This window comes from Labedella gwakjiensis (assembly GCF_003014675.1).
Lineage (GTDB): Bacteria > Actinomycetota > Actinomycetes > Actinomycetales > Microbacteriaceae > Labedella > Labedella gwakjiensis.
The window spans coordinates 605,606-627,446 of record NZ_PYAU01000001.1 but is presented as its reverse complement, the minus strand read 5'-3'; the positions used below and the strand labels follow the sequence as shown (position 1 = coordinate 627,446).

Here is a 21,841-nt window from a genome sequence, read left to right as displayed (position 1 = left end):
GTTCACCCGGACGTTCGGTGGAACAACCCGGCGGTTCGTCCCGTCGCTCGGCGAAGCGTGTGGCTGCGCTCGTCACCACCGCTGCGCTCGCGTTCGGTGGACTGTTCTTCGCTCAGCCGGCTTCGGCCGCCGAGCTCGCGGGGGTGTTCACCGACATTCACATCGTCGAGACCGAGCAGTTCGATCGTGGAGCCGTCCAGGTGGCCTACACGATGGAGGTCCCGGACGAGGCGACCGAGGGTGACACGACAATCCTCGGGTTCCCGGAACTTCTCGACTACCCGTCCGGCCAGACCGTCGAGGTCCGCGATCCCGACGGCCTCCTCGTCGCGACGGGCGTCGCGACCGGCGAGAAGGAGATCACCTTCACCTTCACCGACTACGTCGACAACAACCTCGACGTCGTCGTGACGGGCCACTACGGCCTGCTGGTCGACGACCCGGCGGCGAACAACACCGAGAAGGAGTTCGTCTTCACGAACAGCGGTGAGCCGTTCACGGACCGGATGATCACGAAGCCCGCCGTCCTCCCGCCGCTCACGAGCGTCTACATCAAGGGCTACTGGACCGATGAGGACGACCGCGGCAAGGAGAACCCGGAGGACGCCGTCATCTGGCGAGGCAGCCTCAACGAGGGTCCGTGGGACGAGCAGACGGTGACGATGCGTCCCGTCGACAACACGACGCTCTTCAACTGCGACTCCGTCGAGTTCTGGGAGGGCTACGCGCCCAACGGCGCCATCTACCACGGTGGCGTGCACGAGAGCACGTGGCAGTCGCACGGGGACGGTGCCGAGATCGGCGCGTCCGTCGTGAGCTGCACTCCCACCGAACTGGTCACGCACTTCTCGCAGGCCACTGTCGACTCGCAGGTGTACCAGGTCCGCGTTCTCGCTGACGTCGTCGACACCGACAGCACCGCGTACTTCGAGGGCACCATCGCCAACGGCGAGACCAGCTGGCTCAACTTCGTCGCTCGCGACCTCGGCCTCGGCGAGGGCAACGGAATCATCCGTGTTCCCGCTGTCGAGCTCACCAAGTACTCGCTCGAGGAGGGCATCGAGGAGGGCGACTTCGACGAGGCCCCCGGTAAGACCCTCACGCGAGAGGTCGACGAGACCATCGTGTTCCGCATCACCAACACCGGAAACGACACGCTCTCGGGTATCACCCTGACGGACAAGACCGTCTCGGGCGACGAGGTCACGCTCTCCTGCGATCTCGACGGCGTCGTCATCCTCCCCGGCGAGTACTTCGAGTGCCAGGGCCTCCTCGAGGCTCCGAGCACCGACGGTTCTCACCAGGACGAGGCCACGGTGGTCGCGACCGGCATGCGCAGCGGCGACCGCGTCCAGGCGACGGACTCCTGGTTCGGCTTCCTCGAGGCCGAGCCCGTGCCCTCGCCGACGCCCACGAAGCCCGTGGACAACAGCGACGAACCCGGCGATGACCTCGCTGTCACGGGTGCCGACCTCGACTACTCGCTGTTCTGGCTCGCCGGAATCGCGATCGGCGGCGGACTGATCGTCACCACGATCGCCTACAGCAGGTCGCGTGCACGCGTCCGCCAGACGGAAAACCTGTAGCGACCACGACTCGGGTGTCCGGCGGGTGGCTTCCCCCCGCCCGCCGGACACCCGTCGAGACATACCTGAGTCACATTCAAGGAAAACGGAGTTCCACATGCGTGAACAATCACTACGCCCCCAGGTGACCTCGAGCGGAGGTGAATCGGGTAAGAGGAGAGGTGCGCCGCGTCGAGCGGCCGCCATCTGCGCGTTGACAGCAGTGTTCGGAGCGTCCGCGTTCGCGGGCATGACGGCGCCGGCTGCCTTCGGCGCGACGGGCGACACCATTTCCGGTATCGCGTGGCAGGACTACAGCGGTGATGGCAAGAAGGAGACGACCGACCCCGTCCTCGCCGGCATCAAGGTGAAGGCCGTTGACGACGCCGGCAACTCGACCGCCGAGGTCACCACGGGTGACAACGGTGCGTACTCGCTGACGCTGCCCAACGACTCCGAGAAGTGGCGCGTCGTCGCCACGATCCCGGACGAGCCGCAGTGGGAGCAATGGCGTGAGGGCTACATCGGCCCGGACAACGGGAGCACGGTGCAGTTCGCCGACCCCGGCGCCACGAATGTGAACTTCTCGTTCCAGGTGCCGCGCGACTTCGTCGAGTACAACCCGCTCGTGTACACGCCGATCGCCCGCTTCGGTGCGCTGACGGGCGGCAACGCGACGAAGAACGCCGGTGTTGTGACTCCGTGGGACGCGACGACGACTCCTCAGGCCGCTGCGGACACCCCGCAGAAGAACGAGAAGGAGTACGACGCGTCGGTGTGGCAGGTGCCCCACAGCCAGATCGGCTCCACTCTTGGTTCGGCATGGAAGCGTGCTGACACTCAGAACGGCGTCGGCCGACTCTTTGTCTCCTCGTACTTGAAGTCGCTTGTAGCGATGGGCCCTGGTGGTATCGGCGCGATCTACGAGGTGACTCCCGACAACGGAACCAAGACGTCGCCGACGGCGAGTGCCAAGATCCTCGTCGACCTCACTGATTTCGGCATCGATCTGGGGACCACAGGGCGCGGCGACGAGTCCGGATGGACGGACAGCCAGTACCTCAATGAGGCGACAGATCGTTTCCCGTACGTCGGTCGCAACGGCCTTGGCGGGCTCACGCTGTCGAACGACGGCAACACCCTGTACACGGTCAACCTCAAGAACCGCTCGCTGATTTCCATTGATATCAGCGACGACACGATTACGGCTGCGGACATCGTCGAGACGGAGTGGGACCAGTACTTCCCCGACGGTTCTGACGTTCGACCTTTCGGGCTCACGACGAACCCGACGACCAACGAGATCCTGCTCACCGTCACCAAGACGGCGGAGGTATCGCGCGATGCGTCGCAGACTGGTGTTCAGATCTTCACGTTCTCTGAGCAGAACCCGTCAGCCCTGACGAAGATCCTCGACGAGAACATCGGGACGCTCAACCAGGAGAACCAGGACGCCTACAACCGAACTCCCGGCCCCTGGTTGACCTCGGCGGACCAGGTCCAGTTCCAGTCCAGAGACGTGGCCGACCCGAACGCAGTGTGGGTCACGTCGAACCAATACATCGCGTCGGACATCGAGTTGGTGCGTGGCGAACTCGTACTCGGCTTCCGCAACCTCACAGGCGACCAGATCGGGCAGGCTACTCCACTGACCGTTAACGGTCGTGACGTGACCGTGACGCGCACGACCACCGGTATTCTCGTCGGGGCTGAGCCGGGCGGAGGCCTCGGCTACACCATCCCCGACTGGAACAACTACGACGACCGGTGGAACGTCGGCGGGCAGCGAATCAGCGGGCAGTCCCAGGGTTCGCTTGTCGCCGTACCGAGCCGCCCCGACGGTATTCTCACGTCCGGAGTCCACGTCGGCGCCGGAGCGCTCCAGACCGGTCTTCGGCGCGTGAACATCGATACCGACCGGTACGTAGATGCTACCGGGCCCATCTTGAATCAGCAGCAGAACCAGCAGCTGGGCAAGGCCAACGGCCTCGGTTCGCTGTCGGCTCTCGCCGGCAACGCACCGATCGAGATCGGCAACCGGGTGTGGTTCGACGCCGACAAGGATGGGATCCAGGACCCGTCCGAGGTGCCCATCGCGGGTGTCACGGTGAATCTGCGTGACGCCGACGGCCAGGTCGTCGCGACGAAGACGACGAACGCGGACGGCGTGTACGTGTTCCGTTCCGACGTCGACGGCGTGCAGCCCAATTCGGACTACACGATCGAGTTCGACCACACGACGGCGACCATCTCGCCGGAGCTCGAGGAACTGGGTCTCACCGACACCTCGATGCTGCGTCTCACCGTGCAGGAGGCCGGGAGCGATGTCCTCATCGACTCCAACCCGGACCCCTCCACGGCGATCGCCTCGGTGCGCACGAACGAGTCGGGGGCGAACGATCACTCGATCGACGCCGGCTACTTCCTGACGCTGCCTGTCGGCGTCGACAAGAAGGTGCTCCTCCCCGGCGAGTCGATCGACGACCCGCCTGCATCGAGTGACACGCTCACCACGCCTCGCATCGTGAAGGTCGGCGACCGTGTCCGCTACGTGATCGACGTGAAGGCTGATGCCGTTGCGGTCAACGACGTGGAGGTGAAGGACGTGCTGCCCCGCGGCGTGACCTACGCCGGCCACACCGGGTACCTCAACGACCGTCGGACGAACTTCGACTACGACGGAAGTGTCTGGACGATCGGCGACCTCGAGCCGGAGGACCACGCTCGCATCGTCATCACGGGCACCATCAACGGATTCATCGACCTCAACCAGCCCGTCACCAACAGGGCGCAGCTGGTCGTGGACGGCGAAGAGGTTCCGGACGAGCCCGAGAAGAACCCGAGCGACGACGGCGGTCGGAACACGACCCCCGACGACGGTTACGACTCGGTCGACGTCCAGGTGAACGAGGAGGACCCCGAGACGAGTGTGAACCCGGGCACGGACGCCGACACGTCGACGGACACCGACACGGACTCGTCCACGTCGACCGACCCGTCGCCGGACGCGGACACGAGCCCCGGCGGTACGCCGGACGCGTCGACCGATACCGACACGACTCCGGATGCCGACACGACTCCGGATGCCGACACGACTCCGGATGCGTCGACGGACACGTCTCCTGACGCGTCGACGGATCCCTCCACCGATTCGTCTCCTGACGCTTCCACGGATACGTCTCCTGATGCGTCGACGGACTCGTCGCCTGACGCTTCCACGGACACGTCTCCTGACGCGTCGCCGGATGCGTCGACGGACTCGTCTCCTGACGCGTCGCCGGATGCTTCCACGGACACGTCGCCTGACGCGTCGCCGGATGCTTCGACCGACTCGTCTCCTGATGCTTCCACGGACACGTCTCCTGACGCGTCGCCGGATGCTTCTACGGACACGTCTCCTGACGCTTCCACGGACACGTCTCCTGACGCGTCGCCGGATGCTTCTACGGACACGTCTCCTGACGCTTCCACGGACACGTCGCCTGACGCGTCGCCGGATGCGTCGACCGACTCGTCGCCTGACGCTTCCACGGATGCGTCGCCGGATGCGTCGCCTGACGCCTCTACGGATGCGTCGCCTGATGCGTCGCCGGATGCGTCGACGGACTCGTCGCCGGATGCGTCGACGGACTCGTCGCCTGACGCTTCCACGGATGCGTCGCCTGACGCGTCGCCGGATGCTTCGACGGACTCGTCTCCTGACGCGTCGCCGGATGCGTCGACTGACTCGTCGCCTGATGCGTCGCCGGATGCGTCGACTGACTCGTCGCCGGATGCTTCGACGGACTCGTCTCCTGACGCGTCGCCGGATGCTTCGACGGACTCGTCTCCTGACGCGTCGCCGGATGCGTCGACCGACTCGTCTCCTGACGCGTCCCCGGATGCGTCGACCGATTCGTCGCCTGACGCTTCCACGGATACGTCTCCGGATGCGTCGACGGACTCGTCTCCTGACGCTTCCACCGACTCGTCTCCGGATGCGTCGCCGGATGCGTCGACGGACTCGTCTCCTGACGCTTCCACCGACTCGTCTCCGGATGCGTCGCCGGATGCGTCGACGGACTCGTCGCCTGATGCGTCGACGGATTCGTCGCCTGATGCGTCCACCGATTCGTCGCCTGACGCTTCCACCGACTCGTCGCCTGACGCTTCCACCGATTCGTCGCCCGACGCGTCTGCGAGCCCCGACGCCGACCCGGCGACTCCGGACGCCTCGGCCGATTCGGATCCCGATCCGAGCACCGACACGTCGACCGATGCATCTCTGGATGCAACGAGCGACGCGACCACGGACCCGTCGTCCGACGCGACCACGGACCCGTCGTCCGACGCCACCACGGACCCGTCGTCCAACGGTTCCACGGACCCGTCGTCCAACGGTTCCACGGACCCGTCGTCCAACGGTGGTTCCGACTCGTCGAGTCTCGGTGGCGATGGCCCCGATGGTGCGACGAACGGTTCGGCGTCGAGCAGCTCCGACTCCTCGACCGACGGTGACCTCGCGGTCACCGGTGCGAACGGCTTCGGTCTTCCGTTGCTCATCGCCGGTGTGCTGGTGGTCCTCGGAGCGGCCGTCGCCGGTGTCACCCGGTGGCGCATGCGTCACCGCAAGGGATCGGAGTCGCACTCCTAGAGCGCACATCCGCTGATCAGAGGGGTGTCCCGGCTTCGGCCGGGGCGCCCCTCCCGGCGTTTCACGGGCGGGGTGCCCCTCCCGGCGTTTCACGGGCGGGGCGGTCGTCCCCCGACCAGGTGACACACACGGGGAAGTGTGAATTCGCAGGGTGAAGCGCGATATGAAACCCGCCCGCTCCACCGTCCTCGACCACGGAACGGCTCGTGGGCGCTCCTACTGTGACAACAGGTTTCAGGGAAAGGCACCATGCACATGACGTTGTTGGAACGGCCGCCGCAGCGCGACGGCACCTCGGATTCACCGTCCGCCTCTCGACCGGCGACGGCGAAACCGACGCCGACCATCCGGAGACCGCGCCTCCTGCAGCGGATCGTCGTCGTCGTGCTCGTCGCGATCGCCGGCTGGCACTGTGCAGCCACCTATCTCTGGATCGCGCCAGGAACCGCCATCCGTGAGGCTCTACCCGACGGCATGCTGTCGTCGTACATGAACCCGTTGTTCGACCAGAACTGGTCGGTGTTCGCGCCAGACCCCATCGACGGCAACTACGCGCTCGAGGTCCGGGCCACCGTGATCGGTGACGGCGGGCGCGAGGTGACGGAGTGGGTGGACGCGACCGAGGCCGAGCAGTCGATGCTCGCCGGTACGCTCCTGCAGGCGCGCGCCGGCATCGTCGGGCACAAGCAGGCGATGAAGTACTACACGGCTTATTTCGACCTCTCGGAGGAGCAGCGTGGCGTGATCGCCGACGGATACTTCGAGGGCGAGTGGGTGGAGCGGCTCCGTTCCGCCGTGATCGAGGTCGAGGGTGAGAGCGAGACCGTCTGGACGTACCTCCGCCAGGAGTGGAAGGCCACGGCGTACGCGACACAGGTCGCACGCGCCACCTGGGGAGACGACGTGGAGCAGGTCCAGTACCGCATCTCGCGCTCGAACGTGGTGGCGCTCGAGAACCGGGACGACCCCGACGCTGTACCCGCCCCGACGTACATCGACAGCGGTTGGCGTGGACTCGTCGACCGGAAGAACCAGAGCGACAGTGCGTTCGCCGATGTCTTCCGATCCCTCGTGGCCGACCAGACAGGAAACGACGATGAGTAAGCGCACGACGAAGCGACCCGTTTCGGCGCGGGGGCAAGGACTCCGCCCGATCACCGGTCGGCTGAAGGCGGCCCTCCGTGGCGCGTGGATCGCCGCCTGGCAGGGCCTCGGCCGGGCTCTCCTCGCGGGCGAATCCTGGCTCACCTCATCGAAGAAGGCGCTCTACGGCCTGTCGGTCTTCCGCATCCTCGGAGGGGTCGCCGCTCTCGGGCTGCTCGTGTCCAACTATTCGACGCGTCTCTACACGTTCGGTTCCGGCTCGGCGTGGAACGTCGAGAACATCCAGCCGACGAGTCGCTTCTCCACGATGCCCGTGTTCTCGATCATGCGGATGATCGCATACGACGACCTGCTCTTCACCGCCGTCTACGTGGCCATGATCGTGCTGTCGATCCTTCTCATCCTCGGCTACCGCACGCGACTGGTGCTCCCGGTGTTCTGGGTGCTGTGGGTCGGACTCATCGAGCTCGCTCCGGCTGTCGGCGACCAGAGCGACAACCTGTCGCGCATCCTGCTCCTCCTGATTTTCTTCACTGATGCGTCCAGCCGGTGGTCGCTCGATGCGCGGCGTCGGCGGCGGCGGCAGACCCGCCCGGGTGGAGGCGCGATCGTTCGTCTGTGGCGCGGCCAGCCGGTGATGCCGTCCTGGTTCTCCAACACCGTGCACAATCTCGCGCTCGTCCTCATCGTCTTCCAGACGATCTGCACCTACATGGCCGGAGGTCTTTTCAAAGCGGCCGGCGAATCATGGCAGCACGGCACCGCCATCTGGGGCCCACTCAATGTGGACGTGTTCAATCCGTTCCCCGTGCTGTCCGGAATCGCAACGGCTTCGCCGATCCTCATCGCGGTCGCGTCCGTGATGACCGTGCTCGCCCAGGTGGCGTTCCCCTTCCTGCTGCTCAACCGGTGGACCCGAATCGCAGCTCTTCTCGTGATGTTCTCCTTCCACCTCGCGATCGGCGTCCTCATGGGACTGCCGTGGTTCTCGATGTGGATGTTCGCGGCGGATGCAGTACTCATCCGCGACCTGACCTACGGCCGGCTGGGGCGCTGGACCCGCGAGATCGTCAGGCCGTCCGGAACGCGACGGCGCGATGAGGAGGCCGCGGCGACGTCGGATCCCGACCCGGAGAGGGCCTCAGACCTCGAGCAGGCTCCCGAGCCGGTGTCCGCTCGCGACACATCGAGAGTGGCGCCGTGGGCCACGACGTGAGCCGCCTGAGGGCGACGGCCCCGATGGCGTCGGCGCTCGTGATCCTGTCCGCGGCTCTCCTCGCCGGTTGTGCGTCCAGCCCACCGACCCCCGACGAACCGACCGAGGCTGCGGTCTCGCTGTCTCCGGAGCGCCAGTCGCGCTTCGTCGCCGCGACGGGGGAGTGCTACGTCGACGACCCCACCGGGGAGGTCGAGATCAACGGGCTCGTGGATTGCGAGGAGCCGCACGACTACGAGATCTACTACGCCGAAGAGCTCCCGGACGGGGAATTTCCGGGAACGACGAAGGTGCGCGAATCGGCCGAGCTCATCTGCGCCAAGCAGCTGCCCGTGTTCCTCGGGGCGCCGTCGGCCGAGCTCGGACTCGAGTACTTCGCCATCACCCCGACGGTGACCATGTGGGACGGGGACGGCGACCGGGGGGTCTCGTGCGCGGTCACCGATCCGGACGGGCCGGTCACCGGGACGCTCCAGAACGCCGGCGCGTAGCCCGACATGGGAAGCGTGGTCGTGGTCGGGTCCGGACCGAACGGGCTCGCGGCGGCCGTCGTCATGGCGCGCGCCGGCCACGACGTCACCGTCCTCGAGCGGAACGAGAAGGCGGGAGGAGGCGCGCGGAGTGAGGACCTCTTCGGCCTCGGCACCGTCCACGACCCGTGTTCGTCGATCCATCCGATGGCTCTCGCTTCGCCGTTCTTCCGTGCGTTCGGTCTGAGCGACCGGCTGGAATTCCACGTGCCGGAGATCTCCTACGCGCACCCCCTCGGTACCGGAGAGGCGCTCATCGCATACCGCAGTCTCGAGCGGACGGTCAGCGGTCTCGGGCCGGAATCCGGCCGCGTCTGGAATCGGGTCTTCTCCACCCTCGCCCGCCGCGCGGACGAGGTCGCCGCGCTCGTGACCAGGCCGATGCCGCCCCGGATCGACCCCCTCGCCCTGTCGTTCGGGGCGAGGCTCGGGGCGGTCACCGGCTCCGCAGCGTTTCCCACGCGAGCCGCATCGCTGTTCTCCGGCGTCGCCGCGCACGGCAACGCGCCGCTCGGACGTCCGGCCACAGCCGCCATCGGGCTGGCGCTCGGAACGCTCGCCCACGGGCGCGGGTGGGGGTTCCCGCTCGGAGGGACCGGCGCCATCACCTCGGCATTGATCGACGATCTCACGGCCCACGGGGGCGCCATGGTCACGAACACGACGGTGCGCAGCAGGTCGGACCTCCCCCCAGCCGACGTGCTGCTCTTCGACACCGCCCCGAGGGCCCTCGCCGCGATCATGGGGGACGACCTCTCCGCGCACCTCGCCGGTCGATACCGGAGCTTCCGGTATGGAGCCGGCGTGTGCACCGTCGACCTCGTGCTCGACGGTCCGGTCCCGTGGGCCGATGCGCGGCTCCTCGCCGCGCCGACGGTCCACCTCGGGGGCCGGGCGGAACGGATCGCCTTCGCCGAGCGGGAGGTCGCGCGTGGTCGTCACCCCGAACAGCCCTACACGCTCGTCAACCAGCCCGGCTCCCTCGATGCGTCTCGGCGGGGGCCGCTCGGTCTCCACCCCGTCTCGGCGTACTGCCACGTCCCGGGCGGATCCACCGTCGACATGACCGAGGCGATCCTCGCGCAGATCGAGCGCTTCGCCCCGGGCATGAGGGACCGTATCCGAGCGATCCGCACCGTGACCGCGGCGGAACGGGCGCAGTCGAACCCCAACGATGTCGGGGGCGACATCAACGCGGGAGCGCTGACCCTCACGCAGTTGGTGCGCCGTCCGGTTCTCGGGCACGCGCCGTGGCGCACGTCCATCCGCGGCACGTACCTCTGCTCGGCCTCCACGGCCCCCGGGACCGGAGTGCACGGCATGGCCGGCTTCGGCGCGGCCGCTCTCGCCCTCCGGGACGTGTTCCGTCAGGGTGTCCCGGATCTGAGCAACCGTGCGGCCCGCCAGCGCGCGCGGTCCTAGCGCTCGCCGTGGCGGCGGACCCTGGTCCGTCGGAGGACGTGTTCCGCCGCGTCATCCTCCCCTCCTTCGGGGGAGGGTAAGGCCCGGGTGAAATGGCTTCCCACTCGTTGTCCGGGTCGATGGGTCAGGCGAACCTGAGAGCAGCGTGACAAACGGGGGAGGAGGCGTCGCGATGGCACATCCGGGGGATGCCGCCCAGCGGCTCACGGACGCCCGTGGGCCGTTCCGCACCGATGGCGAGCGGCTCGCGTGGGTCGGCACGACGCTCCGGCAGAGCGACATCACGCTCGTGCCCGCGTCGGCGCTCTTGAGGGTCCCCCGCACGATCATCGCGGACCGCCCCATCGTGCATGCCTTGTCCGCGTACGACGACGTCCCCCTGATCCACATCCATGCGGCGAGCAGATGGGGCAAGTCCATCGCGCTGCGGAGCTGGGCGGCCCATCGCGCATCCCATGGTGATGTCGTGCTGTGGCGGGAGCCTCGGGACGGTGGGATCGGGAACGAGGCGGACCCCGCCGTCCGAGCGGATCTCGAGGGGCGGGGCGGCACGGGCGATCTCGTCGCCGTGACGGGGGCGATCGACGCGAGCGACCGACCGGTGCGCATGATCATCGATGGGGCGGAGACGTCCGAGGAGATGGCCGACGCCCTCCTCGACGCCGTCGCACACAACCCGTCGATGCAGCTCATCGTCGCCTCCCGCGAGGATCCCACGGTGATCCGGCGAGCCGTGGAGCGCGGCATGCCGATCGTCACCTTCACCGAGGACGATCTCCGGATGACGGGGGCCGAGATCCTCACGCTCGCCCAGCGTCAGCGCATCTCCATGACCCCGCGGGCGGCCGATCACGTGAGCCGTGCGCTGCTGGGGTGGCCGGTCGTCGTCCAGCACGTGCTGCACGAGCTCCGTGCCGCCCAATCGACGCCGTCCGGTCCCCGGCGGGCCGACGTGGACGAGGCGATCGATCGCGCCATGGTCGGCTTCATCAAGACCTATCGTCCGCACCCCGGCTTCGGTGAACTCGTCGCGTTCGCCCTCGTCGACAGCATCTCGGCCGGGATGAGGGAGATGATCGGCGACTCCGAGGCCCTGGTGGACATCATCCGACGCGTCGAACTCGATGGCCTGGGTCGGTGGGAGCGCACGGCCGAGGGCGACGAGTTCGAGATGACTCCTCCGTTCCGCACGGCCCTCGTCAGGAGTGCTGCGGGCGAGACACGAGGGGTCCCGATCGGGATATCCAGCTTCACCCTGGCTGAGAAGGTCGCCGCCGCCGGTGACCCGGCGCACGCCGCACGGATCGCCCTGCGCGGCCGCCGCTGGAAGTCCGCCGCGACCTATCTCCGTCACGTCCCCGTGATCGAGGCAGACGGAGTGGAGTCATCGGTCGCTCACCATCTCGAGGACGTCCCCCTGAAGGGAGCGCTCAGCGACCCCTTCCTGGCCTTGTGCGCCGGCCTCGTCCGGTGGAACTCGGGCGACGATGTGGCGGGTCGCCTGCTGGTGTCAGCATCCGTCGAGATGTTCGAGGCGGATCCCGACCCGATGGAACGTCGCTTCCCCGTGCAGCGCGACGACGCCGTCGTCGCGGCGCTCGAGCGACTGGTCGACGACCTCGCGCTGATCGTCGGTCTCCGAGTACTCGGTCGGACGCGTCAGGCGGGGGAGCACGCCGCCGACCTCGCTGCTCGGATCCTGTCGCCGGAGTCGTCGGCCGTGAACAGTCGATTTCCCGACATCGTCGCCGGAGCCATGTCGCAGTGCATCGCGGCCGTGGTCTTCGGGTCGGGCTCCGGACTCGTCCCGGTCGACGAGACGTGGCTCAACTGCACGGCATCGACCGGGAAGGAGCATGTGCTCGCCACGGGCCTTGTCGCGTTCGCCCGCACCGCCGAAGGACGGCTGCACGATGCCCGCCGCTTCGTCGAGCGGTCGGAGCGAACGGCCGCCGATCACGGGGTGCCGGCGTCGAGTGCCGCGATCCTCCCGGGCCTCCTGGCCGGAGCCTGGCTGGCCGAGCAGCAGGGGGACATCCCGTCAGCACGGGCCGCGATGTCCCACCTGGAGCGGTCGCCCGCGACCGCCCAGTCCCTGTTGATGCCGGAGCTCCGCGATGTCGCGACGCTGCTCGACGCAAGACTCGCGCGCCACGAGAACAGCGCGGCCCGTTCGCTCCTCATCCTCGACTCGGTGGCCGGCCACGAATCGCCTCTGCTCGATTCGCTCTGGTTCGCCAATCGTTTCGATCTCCTGGTTGCCGACGGCCGGATCCTCGCCGCGAGCGAACTGCCTGCTGCCCAACGGGCCGGTGAATCGCGCGACGGTATTCCGTCGCTGTGCCGCGCTCGCGCCCGGCTCCTCGTCGGGCAGTACGGCGACGCGCTGGCGATCTCCGTGGCCGCTCTGCGCGCGGTGCCCCTTCGCGTCGTCGACCGCGCCCGGCTCCTCGTGGTCGCTGCGTCGGCCGCCGCCGCGCTCGAGAAGCAGGCGGAGGCCTCGCAGTTCTTCTCCGACGCCGTCTGGCTGTGCGCGGCGAACGGGCTCGTCGAGCCGTTCCACGACATGCCGATGAGCCTCCGGTCGTCGTTCGACGCTCCTCCGAGTGTCGGCATCGAGTGGAGCGGAGGTACCGTCGGCGAGGCCGTGGTCCATCGGGCACCTGTCCGGCTGACCTCGCGAGAACGCGTCATCCTGCAGGCCCTCCTCGAAGAGGCGCGTTCCTCGGCCATCGCCGAGCGCCTCCACGTATCGACGAATACGGTCAAGAGTCAACTGAGGTCTCTCTACGGCAAGCTCGGCGCGCATTCGCGGGCGGATGCGCTCACGATCGCGTCGTCGATGGGGCTCGTCTAGGTGGCCGACGCCGTCCGGACCTGCTCCGCCCCCCGCCAGCCGACGACGCGACGAACAGCGTGTGAACTCCGCCGTCAGCCTGACTCCGTCACTGGCGTCGAGGCCGGCCATGCCGCAGAGTGGAGGCGATCATTCCAATCCCGGGAGGAGCCACCATGGTCGCCATCGGTCGCGACGATCGGTTCGAGGTGGTCGAACACCCATCAGAGGCGCCGGCCATCGCCGCGATCGTGCATGGGCTCGTGTTCGTCGTCCCCGCGTGGACCCTCGTCGCAAGCGTGGTCCTGCTCGTCGTCCTCAGGTGACCGCTCCGCGCTGAAGGTGCGCCCTGTGGGCCCTCGGCTTTACCGGGTGCTGGGCGTCGTCTACACTGGTCGAGGTGGTGAAATCCACCAAGCTTTTCTGCGCCCTTATTTCAGGGGTTCGCGGGTTCGCCAGGCGGATTTCACAGCATCGGTTCCGGTTCTCCGGAGCGGGTCTCGAGCGATCGGGGCCGAAGGGCGGTGGCTCAATTGGTAGAGCAGCGGTCTCCAAAACCGCAGGTTGCAGGTTCAAGTCCTGTCCGCCCTGCGCGTCGGCGCATTGGCGCCGACACGGGAAAGGTGTAACGAGGTGGCCCGAAAAGTTATCGACGAGCCGAGCGAGGAAGTCGTCGCGAACGCGAAGAAGGACCGCGCGGCACGACGTGGACCCTTCGCCGGGCTCATCGTGTTCCTCAAGCAGGTCATCGCAGAGCTCAAGAAGGTCGTCACGCCGACCCGCAAGGAACTGCTCAGCTACACCGGTGTCGTGCTCGTCTTCGTGGTGATCATGATGGCGCTGGTCTACGGACTCGACCAGGTGTTCAGCTTCGTCGTGATCTTCGTCTTCGGAACCCCGGCCGGCGGATAGCGCCGAGACCCGACGCCCGGAGCACGATCGCTCCATCGTCGTGACCACCATCGCGACGACCACGCAACGACGAATCGGATGCGGCACCTGCGTGCCATCCGAAACGAAATCGAAGGAAGAGAACTTACGTGTCTGACAGAAACCGCGACGACATCGACCTGTCGACGGCTGCCGAGCAGTCGAGCGAGGTCGAGGAAGCCCAGGAGGGCGGCACGCTCTCCGAGGAGATCCACTCCGTCGACGCTGCGGAGCACGAGGCGATCCACATCGAGTCCGACGACGACGACGATGACGACGAGTCCGCTTCCGACCTGAACGACGTGGACTCGATCGCTGAGGCCCCGGACCCCGAGGCCGACGCCATCGTTGACGACGCGCTCGAGATCGACGAGGCCGCGGAGGTCGAGGCCGCAGCCGAGGCCATCGAGGACGAGGAAGAGGTCGAGGAGGCCGAGGAGGCCGCCGAGGCGTCCGAGTTCGACGACTCCCCGTACACGGGCGAGCCCGTTGCCGAGGATGGCGTCGACGTCGAGCGCTCCGACGACTCCGGTTCGGAGACCGACGCCGAGGAGGCCGAGCCCGCCGAGGTCGACCCGTACGACGCCTTCCGCGCCGAGCTCCGCATGCTTCCGGGCAAGTGGTACGTCATCCACTCGTACGCCGGTTTCGAGCGTCGCGTGAAGGCGAACATCGAGCAGCGCAAGGGTTCGCTCGAGGTCGAGGAGTACATCTACCAGGTCGAGGTCCCCATGGAGGACGTCGTCGAGATCAAGAACGGCCAGCGCAAGATGGTCACGCGCGTCCGGATCCCCGGCTACGTGCTCGTCCGCATGGACCTCAACGAGGACTCCTGGTCCGTCGTCCGTCACACCCCTGGGGTCACGGGCTTCGTGGGCAACGCCCACAACCCCACGCCGCTCCGTTTCGAGGAGGCCTTCAACATGCTGAAGAGCCTCGTCGAGATCGCCGAGCCCACCCCGACGAAGTCCGGCGGCCAGAAGGGCTCGTCCACGACGTCCCGCTCCATCCCCGCCGAGGTCGACTTCGAGATCGGCGAGACCATCACGATCAAGGAAGGCTCGTTCGCGGGTCTGCCTGGATCGATCAGCGAGATCAAGCCCGAGAGCGGCAAGCTCACCGTGCTCGTCTCCCTGTTCGAGCGCGAGACCCCCGTCGAGCTCAGCTTCGACCAGGTCTCGAAGCTCTAGCTCCCCTAGCCACCGCCGCCTCCGGGCGTGCGGGAGAGCGCACATCATCCGATGGCGTTCGAACCCATAAAGAAGGAAGAAACATGGCACCGAAGAAGAAGGTCACAGGTCTGATTAAGCTTCAGATCAAGGCCGGCGCCGCCAACCCCGCACCGCCTATCGGACCGGCCCTCGGTCAGCACGGCGTGAACATCATGGAGTTCTGCAAGGCGTACAACGCTGCGACGGAAGCCCAGCGCGGAAACGTCATCCCGGTCGAGATCACCGTGTACGAGGACCGCTCGTTCACGTTCATCCTCAAGACCCCGCCGGCCGCCGAGCTCATCAAGAAGGCCGCTGGCGTGGCGAAGGGGTCCTCGACTCCTCACACGGTCAAGGTCGCGAAGCTCACGCAGGCTCAGGTCCGCGAGATCGCCGAGGCCAAGCAGCCCGACCTCAACGCCAACGACATCGACGCTGCGGCGAAGATCATCGCCGGCACCGCCCGTTCCATGGGCATCACGGTCGAGGCCTGACGCTCACCAGCACCCATCGCTCGCGCCGCTGGTTCGAGCATCGAAAATTCGTGGCAGCGCCGGCCAGGCGCAGATGACCACATTCTCACAGGAGAAAAAAATGGCACAGAAGTCAAAGGCCTACCGGGCCGCGGCCGACAAGCTCGAAGAGGGCAAGTTCTACTCCACCTCTGAGGCTGTCGAGCTCGCTCAGCAGACCGGTTCGGCCAAGTTCAACAGCACCGTCGAGGTCGCCCTCAAGCTCGGTGTCGACCCCCGCAAGGCGGACCAGATGGTCCGTGGCACCGTCATCCTGCCTCACGGCACGGGTAAGACGGCTCGCGTCATCGTGTTCGCGACGGGTCCGGCCGCTGACGCCGCGATCGCCGCAGGCGCCGACGAGGTCGGTGGCGACGAGCTCATCGAGAAGGTCGCGGGCGGATACACGTCGTTCGACTCGGCCGTCTCGACCCCCGAGCTCATGGGCAAGGTCGGTCGTCTCGGAAAGGTCCTGGGCCCGCGCGGGCTCATGCCGAACCCGAAGACCGGCACCGTGACGCCCGACGTCGCGAAGGCCGTCACCGAGATCAAGGGTGGAAAGATCGAGTTCCGCGTCGACAAGCACGCCAACGTGCACTTCGTCGTGGGCAAGGCCCAGTTCACGAAGGAGCAGCTCGAGGAGAACCTCGCCGCCGCTCTCGACGAGGTCCAGCGCCTCAAGCCGTCGAGCTCCAAGGGACGCTACATCCAGAAGGGCGCCGTCTCGACGACCTTCGGACCGGGCATCCCGCTCGACGTCAACGCGTTCTGATCCTCGCGTAGCAACACCTGATCCACACGAAGGGCCCCGCCGGATGGCGGGGCCCTTCGTCGTTCTCGTGGTTCGGATGCGCCGCTCCGTCGTGCGTTCTACACCCGAACGGCGGCGACGTCGGGCGCGCGTGACCCGCTGAGGATCTCGAGGGGGATCTCGAAGGAGAGCGACAGGATCTCGAGCTCGCTCCACGAGAAGGGGACGAGGCCGGCGATGCGTTCGTACGACGCTGTGCGACCGAGTCCGCCGCCGTCCTGCTGCGCCGATCCCTCCATGAGAGCCGCGACGGCATCCCTCCTCACGATGTTGCGACGCGCGAGCTCTGCGCGCACTGCCCCTGCCACCATCTCCCACTCGGGAACACGTCCTGACGCCATTTCGCCATCGTACGAGGAGCCCGGCGAGGCGGGTCGCGGCTGTCCACAGGGCGAACGGGGCATCGGTCCGGACGGTGTCCGGCGCCCCTAGAATTCCTGAGGAAAGCTGCCGGATGACTGCTGTGAGGGGTGGGCGTGAGCAATCTGGGTTATGCGAGGGCGGTCGGACGATCGTCGAGCCTCGAGGCGCAGACCTCGGAGCTGCGGAGAGCCGGCGTCGACCACATCTACGCCGACACACTGAAGGCCGGCCGTCACGGCTTCCCGGAGCTCAATGCATGTCTCACGTCGCTCGAACCCGGGGACGTTCTCGTTGTCACGTCGATCGACAATCTCCCACGGGGCGTGCCCGCCCTCGTCGACGTCGTGCGTCGAGTGCGTGCGAGAGAGGCCGATTTCCGTGAACTGGCAGGCCGCTACGACACCACCCGTCCCGGTGGGCGGACCTTCTTCGAATGGATCGACTCGATCGCCCGGCGCCTGGAGTAGCAGCTCTCCCTGTCATTGCGGACGAGTGGCCAGCGCCTCACAAGCCGTCGTCGCGGTGCGTGTGACCGTCGTCCCCGACGCCGCCTTCCCTCCCTCTTCCCCGCCAACAGGGGGGAGTACGTGTGTTGCGGACAAGGGGGGGCCGTCTGGCATCCTCACCTTGAACGTGAGGAAGCGGTATGTGACTGCTGGCCGGGACACGATCGGTCTCCCGTGGGCTGATGTGAGGCGCGTCGCGCACTTCTGGGAAACGAGAGGGGTGAGCGAATGCGCCAGCCCCTCTCGTCGTCCGCGATGGTCGCGCGCTCCGTCACCCCCCCTGTCGAATAGGGGGTACGAAAACTCTTCGACGATCGTCACTCATCCGGCATAATCGCTGAAGCGAACGTGAGGGGGATTCACGTTCGGTTCCGGGGGGAACTGCTCGCACCCGTTTTCAGCGAGCAGAGAGATGAAGATTTCCATGCGCACGATGCTCGTGCCATCCGGGGGTGTATCGGCGCGGGGGCGCCGGTCCCGGTGGTTGACCTTTTCCGGAGCCGCTGTCGCGGCTGTCGTCACGTTCGGCATGCTCGTGCCGGGCGCTTCGTCCGCGTCGGCGGATACGGCTCCCGCTGATCCTGCTGCGGTGACGAGTCCGAAGACCGTGTCGGCCGATGCGCTGCCGACGCCGCAGATCGATGGCGTCGTGTGGGATCAGGTCGTCGTGGGTGACACCGTGTATGTCGCCGGGCGGTTCACGTCGGCGCGTCCGTATGGTGCGAAGGCTGGTGTGAACGAGTCGCCGCGGGCGAACTTCCTCGCGTACGACCTGAAGTCCGGCGAGCTGCTGCCGTACGCGCCCACGTTCGATTCTCAGGTGCGGTCCCTGGCCGTGTCGCCGGATGGCAAGCGACTCTACGCGGCCGGCTACTTCACGAAGGTAAATGGAGAGGCGCGGTATCGCGTCGCCGCCTTCGATCTCCCGTCAGGAGGGCTCGTCGCGTCGTTCAAGCCCTACGTGAATTCGTCGCTGTCTGCGGTCCAGGTCACCGACACCGCCGTGTACGTCGGCGGCACACTCGGCACCGTCGCCCAGCGGTCGGGCGCCTCTGCCACGAAGTACGCGCGCACGAAGGCTGCGGCGTTCTCCGCATCCGACGGAACCGTGCTGCCGTGGGCACCGAAGATGGTCGATGGGTGGATCAACTCGATGGTGATATCGACTGCGGGCGACAAGGTCGTCCTCGGCGGTTCGTTCCGTTCGTTGAACGGATCGTCGAACCCGGGTGCCCTCATCGGTGCCGTCGACACGGAGCTTGGCACGAAGGTGCTGCCCTGGAAGATGAACAACACCGTTCCACAGCGCCCTCTGGGTGCTGCGGACTTCTCCATCTACTCGCTGTCGTCCGATGGCGAGAACGTCTACGGCACGATGGGTCCCGGAAACTTCGAGGGCACTTTCAAAGCCAGCTGGGCGGATGGAGCCTTGGGATGGCTGGCCGACTGCCACGGCGATACCTACTCGGCCGTCGCTGTGGGCGACGTCGTCTACACGGCGAGCCATGCCCACGATTGCGGCAATGCGAACTCGTTCGGCGACTACCTCGCACCGAAGAAGTGGTACCGCGCGCTCGCGCTGACCACAGCGACCACGCAGAAGACGCGCAAGGAGGACGGCGGCTACAAGAATTACGCCGGCCAGCCGGCTCCCACCGTGCTCGACTGGTTCCCGGCGTTCAACACGGGCAAGACCACCGGTCAGGGGCCGTGGGATGTCACAGCCTCCCAGGGGTACGTGCTCTACGGTGGTGAGTTCTCGCACGTCAACGACAAGGGGCAGCAAGGCCTCACCCGTTTCGCGACCTCCGACAAGGCACCGAACAAGGTCGGACCGTACCTTGCCGACAACGACATGAAACCCACCGTCACGAACTTCGCTGGCAACTATGTGAAGTTGTCGTGGCGGACGAACTACGACTGGGACAACGCCGACCTCACCTACCAGGTGATCCGCGACGGCGACACGACGAACCCGGTGTTCACCACGACGCGTACGTCGAGATTCTGGCAACGAACCACTCTTCGAGGGAACGACGGGCCACTCGTCGCAGGCAGGACCTATACGTATCAGATACGCACCGTCGATCCGTTCGGAAACGCCACCGTCAGTACTCCGGTGAGTTTCAAGGCGACGGGCACCGCGGCCGCGAACTGGACGTCCTACGACAAGACCGTCCTCCAGGATCAGCCGAACATGTACCTTCCGATGAACGAGCCGTCGGGCGGGACGGCGAACGACTGGGTCGGCACGAACAATGCTCGTGTCATCCAGGCGCGCGGTGACGGTGCCGAGACGGATCCCCGAGGGCGTGCGTACCAGCTCAGCGGGAAACAGTGGGCTGCGACGACGGCTGCGATCACTCCTCCGCAGGTGTACTCGTCCGAGTTGTGGTTCAAGACCACGTCGAAGAAGGGCGGGGTGCTCATGTCGATGGCCACAGCGAGGAGCATCACCACCGGGGGAAATGACCGACACCTGTACATGGACACCGCTGGTCGGGTCCTGTCGGCCAATTTCGACGGCAAGGTCAAGGCAGTTTCGTCGAAGAAGTCATACAACGACGGACAGTGGCACCATGTCGTCAACACTCTCGGCCCGACTGGCCTGTCGTTGTACATCGACGGAGTCCTCGTCGGTTCTCGGACCGACGCGGTGAAGGCCCACGCCTACGGCGGTGCGAAGGCCTACTGGACGATCGGTGCTCAGCGGTTGAATGGTAGGCCGAGTGCACCGGCGAACATCTTCTTCCAGGGTGCGATCGACAACGTGGCGACGTATGCGCGGGTCCTCGACCCGGCGACGGTGAGCGCGCACTACGCGGCGGGCGTTGCTGCGGCGCCGAACGCGAATCCGGTGGCGTCGTTCACGTCGAATGCGACGGACCTCGCCGTGTCGGTGGACGGTTCGGGTTCGTCGGATGCTGACGGGAAGGTCGCGTCGTATGCGTGGGACTTCGGTGATGGGTCGACGGGTACGGGTGTGACGGCGTCGCACACGTTCGCGAAGGCCGGCACGTACACGGTCGCTCTGACGGTGACGGATGACAAGGGCGGAAAGGCGACAGCGTCGAAGTCCGTGACTGTCGCCGCGACGCCGGAACCGGAACCGGAACCAGAACCGGAGCCGGAGCCGGAACCCGAGCCGGCTGGTGTGGTGGCGCAGGATGCGTTCGAGCGTTCGGCGGCGTCGGGGTGGGGTTCGGCGACGACCGGTGGTGCGTGGGCCGCGGCGAAGGGGTCGACGTCGTCTGTCGGTGACGGTGTCGGGAAGCTCACGAGTGTGAAGGGTCAGACGGGCGCTGTCGCGCTTCCGGGGGCGTCGTCCGACTCGAGTGACACGACCCTCACGTTCCGTCTTGATAATGCGGCGACGGGTGGTGGTCAGGCGGTCACGGTGGTGGGTCGTCAGGTCGGTGTGGATTCGTATGCGGCTCGGGTGTGGGTGCAGTCGAACGGGGTGTTGCAGTTGCAGGTGCAGCGGTCCGGGAAGTCCCTGTCGGTGTTGAACCTGAAGGATGTTGCGTACGTGGCGGGGGAGCCGGTCCATGTTCGTCTGCAGGTGACGGGTACGGGCACGACGACGGTGCAGGCGAAGGTCTGGACGACGGGTGCGGAGCCGGCGGCATGGACCCGGTCGGTGACGGATACGACCGCTGTGTTGCAGGCGGCGGGATCCGTGGGGCTCGGGCTGTATGTCTCGGCGTCCGCGACGGCCGGGTCGACGGTGTCGTTCGACGACTACCTCGTCAAGAAGGTCACGCCGTAGCACCACGATGAGATACGGGCGGGCGTGCTCGGGAGCTTGGGCTCTCGAACACACCCGCCCGTCGTGAGGGGTCGAGCGATCGCGTAGGAGTGGACCAGCGGGGTGTCACCCCCCCTCGCGGAGTGAGCACGTTCCGGGGGTGTGGACTTGTCGACCTATGACGAGAGGACCTGTCACGCTCGGTGGCATGGTGCCAGCGCTCCAGGCGCTTGGTTCTGTCGGACTGAGGCTCTACGTGTCGGGCATCGGTGCCGCATCCACCGTGGCCTTCGAGGACTACCGTGTCGTCGCCCTCCGTTAGTCCGACTCGATCTCCCGCGCAGCTTCGTCGCAGACGGGGGCGGCACGGGACGTGTCCTCCGAAGGAGGGGGACCACGTCGCGGACCAGATCCAGCCGCCGAGTGCGGCTACCGTGCTCCACTGACCCAAGCT

Annotated in this window: 16 protein-coding genes and 1 tRNA gene; 16 read left to right on the top strand and 1 reads right to left on the bottom strand. The window is 66.9% G+C overall.

The window, feature by feature from the left end; genetic code table 11:
* Nucleotides 1–59 precede the first annotated feature (59 nt).
* The 13 genes from CLV49_RS02825 (at nucleotide 60) to rplA (ending at nucleotide 16,731) form a co-directional block, all read left to right on the top strand.
* Nucleotides 60–1,586, top strand: coding sequence for an Ig-like domain-containing protein (locus tag CLV49_RS02825; protein WP_146145352.1), 1,527 nt, complete (start codon nucleotides 60–62; stop codon nucleotides 1,584–1,586).
* A gap of 97 nt (nucleotides 1,587–1,683) precedes the next feature.
* The gene (locus CLV49_RS02820) at nucleotides 1,684–6,198 is read left to right on the top strand and encodes an SdrD B-like domain-containing protein (RefSeq protein WP_106562179.1); all 4,515 of its coding nucleotides are present in this window, start codon (nucleotides 1,684–1,686) and stop codon (nucleotides 6,196–6,198) included.
* Nucleotides 6,199–6,453: 255 nt separating this feature from the next.
* Nucleotides 6,454–7,302 (top strand): DUF5819 family protein, encoded by an 849-nt coding sequence (locus CLV49_RS02815; RefSeq protein ID WP_127054563.1) that lies wholly within the window; start codon nucleotides 6,454–6,456, stop codon nucleotides 7,300–7,302.
* Nucleotides 7,295–8,518 carry an HTTM domain-containing protein gene (locus CLV49_RS02810; RefSeq protein WP_158261890.1) on the top strand — a complete coding sequence of 408 codons (1,224 nt, stop codon included), beginning with the start codon at nucleotides 7,295–7,297 and terminating at the stop codon, nucleotides 8,516–8,518. The genes CLV49_RS02815 and CLV49_RS02810 overlap by 8 nt, the downstream gene beginning before the upstream one ends.
* The gene (locus tag CLV49_RS02805) at nucleotides 8,503–9,009 is read left to right on the top strand and encodes a septum formation family protein (RefSeq protein ID WP_208019917.1); all 507 of its coding nucleotides are present in this window, start codon (nucleotides 8,503–8,505) and stop codon (nucleotides 9,007–9,009) included. The genes CLV49_RS02810 and CLV49_RS02805 overlap by 16 nt, the downstream gene beginning before the upstream one ends.
* 6 nt (nucleotides 9,010–9,015) lie before the next feature.
* Nucleotides 9,016–10,470 carry a phytoene desaturase family protein gene (locus CLV49_RS02800; RefSeq protein WP_106562176.1) on the top strand — a complete coding sequence of 485 codons (1,455 nt, stop codon included), beginning with the start codon at nucleotides 9,016–9,018 and terminating at the stop codon, nucleotides 10,468–10,470.
* 172 nt (nucleotides 10,471–10,642) lie between these two features.
* Entirely contained in the window at nucleotides 10,643–13,327 is a 2,685-nt protein-coding gene (locus CLV49_RS18510) for a helix-turn-helix domain-containing protein (protein ID WP_106562175.1), read from the top strand.
* A 155-nt stretch (nucleotides 13,328–13,482) separates the two neighbouring features.
* Entirely contained in the window at nucleotides 13,483–13,632 is a 150-nt protein-coding gene (locus tag CLV49_RS18260; RefSeq protein ID WP_158261889.1) for a hypothetical protein, read from the top strand.
* A gap of 192 nt (nucleotides 13,633–13,824) precedes the next feature.
* Nucleotides 13,825–13,897 (top strand) — tRNA-Trp (locus CLV49_RS02790).
* A gap of 42 nt (nucleotides 13,898–13,939) precedes the next feature.
* Entirely contained in the window at nucleotides 13,940–14,218 is a 279-nt protein-coding gene (gene secE, locus CLV49_RS02785; protein ID WP_106562174.1) for a preprotein translocase subunit SecE, read from the top strand.
* 128 nt (nucleotides 14,219–14,346) lie between these two features.
* A complete protein-coding gene (gene nusG, locus CLV49_RS02780) occupies nucleotides 14,347–15,426 on the top strand; it encodes a transcription termination/antitermination protein NusG (RefSeq protein ID WP_106562173.1) in 1,080 nt (359 codons plus the stop codon).
* Between the two features lie 83 nt (nucleotides 15,427–15,509).
* On the top strand, nucleotides 15,510–15,941 hold the full coding sequence (gene rplK, locus CLV49_RS02775) for a 50S ribosomal protein L11 (protein ID WP_106562172.1): 432 nt from the start codon (nucleotides 15,510–15,512) through the stop codon (nucleotides 15,939–15,941).
* A 100-nt stretch (nucleotides 15,942–16,041) separates the two neighbouring features.
* A complete protein-coding gene (rplA, locus tag CLV49_RS02770) occupies nucleotides 16,042–16,731 on the top strand; it encodes a 50S ribosomal protein L1 (protein ID WP_106562171.1) in 690 nt (229 codons plus the stop codon).
* A gap of 98 nt (nucleotides 16,732–16,829) precedes the next feature.
* On the opposite strand, the gene CLV49_RS02765 is transcribed toward rplA, so the two are convergent.
* Nucleotides 16,830–17,111 (bottom strand): hypothetical protein, encoded by a 282-nt coding sequence (locus CLV49_RS02765; RefSeq protein ID WP_127054561.1) that lies wholly within the window; start codon nucleotides 17,109–17,111, stop codon nucleotides 16,830–16,832.
* 135 nt (nucleotides 17,112–17,246) lie between these two features.
* On the opposite strand from CLV49_RS02765, the gene CLV49_RS02760 reads away from it, so the two are divergent.
* The 3 genes from CLV49_RS02760 (at nucleotide 17,247) to CLV49_RS18255 (ending at nucleotide 21,709) form a co-directional block, all read left to right on the top strand.
* Complete coding sequence (locus tag CLV49_RS02760) at nucleotides 17,247–17,600, top strand: recombinase family protein (RefSeq protein ID WP_158261888.1); 354 nt, start codon at nucleotides 17,247–17,249, stop codon at nucleotides 17,598–17,600.
* A gap of 628 nt (nucleotides 17,601–18,228) precedes the next feature.
* On the top strand, nucleotides 18,229–21,408 hold the full coding sequence (locus CLV49_RS02755) for a PKD domain-containing protein (protein ID WP_158261887.1): 3,180 nt from the start codon (nucleotides 18,229–18,231) through the stop codon (nucleotides 21,406–21,408).
* Between the two features lie 157 nt (nucleotides 21,409–21,565).
* Nucleotides 21,566–21,709, top strand: a complete 144-nt coding sequence (locus CLV49_RS18255; RefSeq protein WP_158261886.1) for a hypothetical protein — start codon at nucleotides 21,566–21,568, stop codon at nucleotides 21,707–21,709.
* The last annotated feature ends 132 nt before the right edge of the window (nucleotides 21,710–21,841 follow it).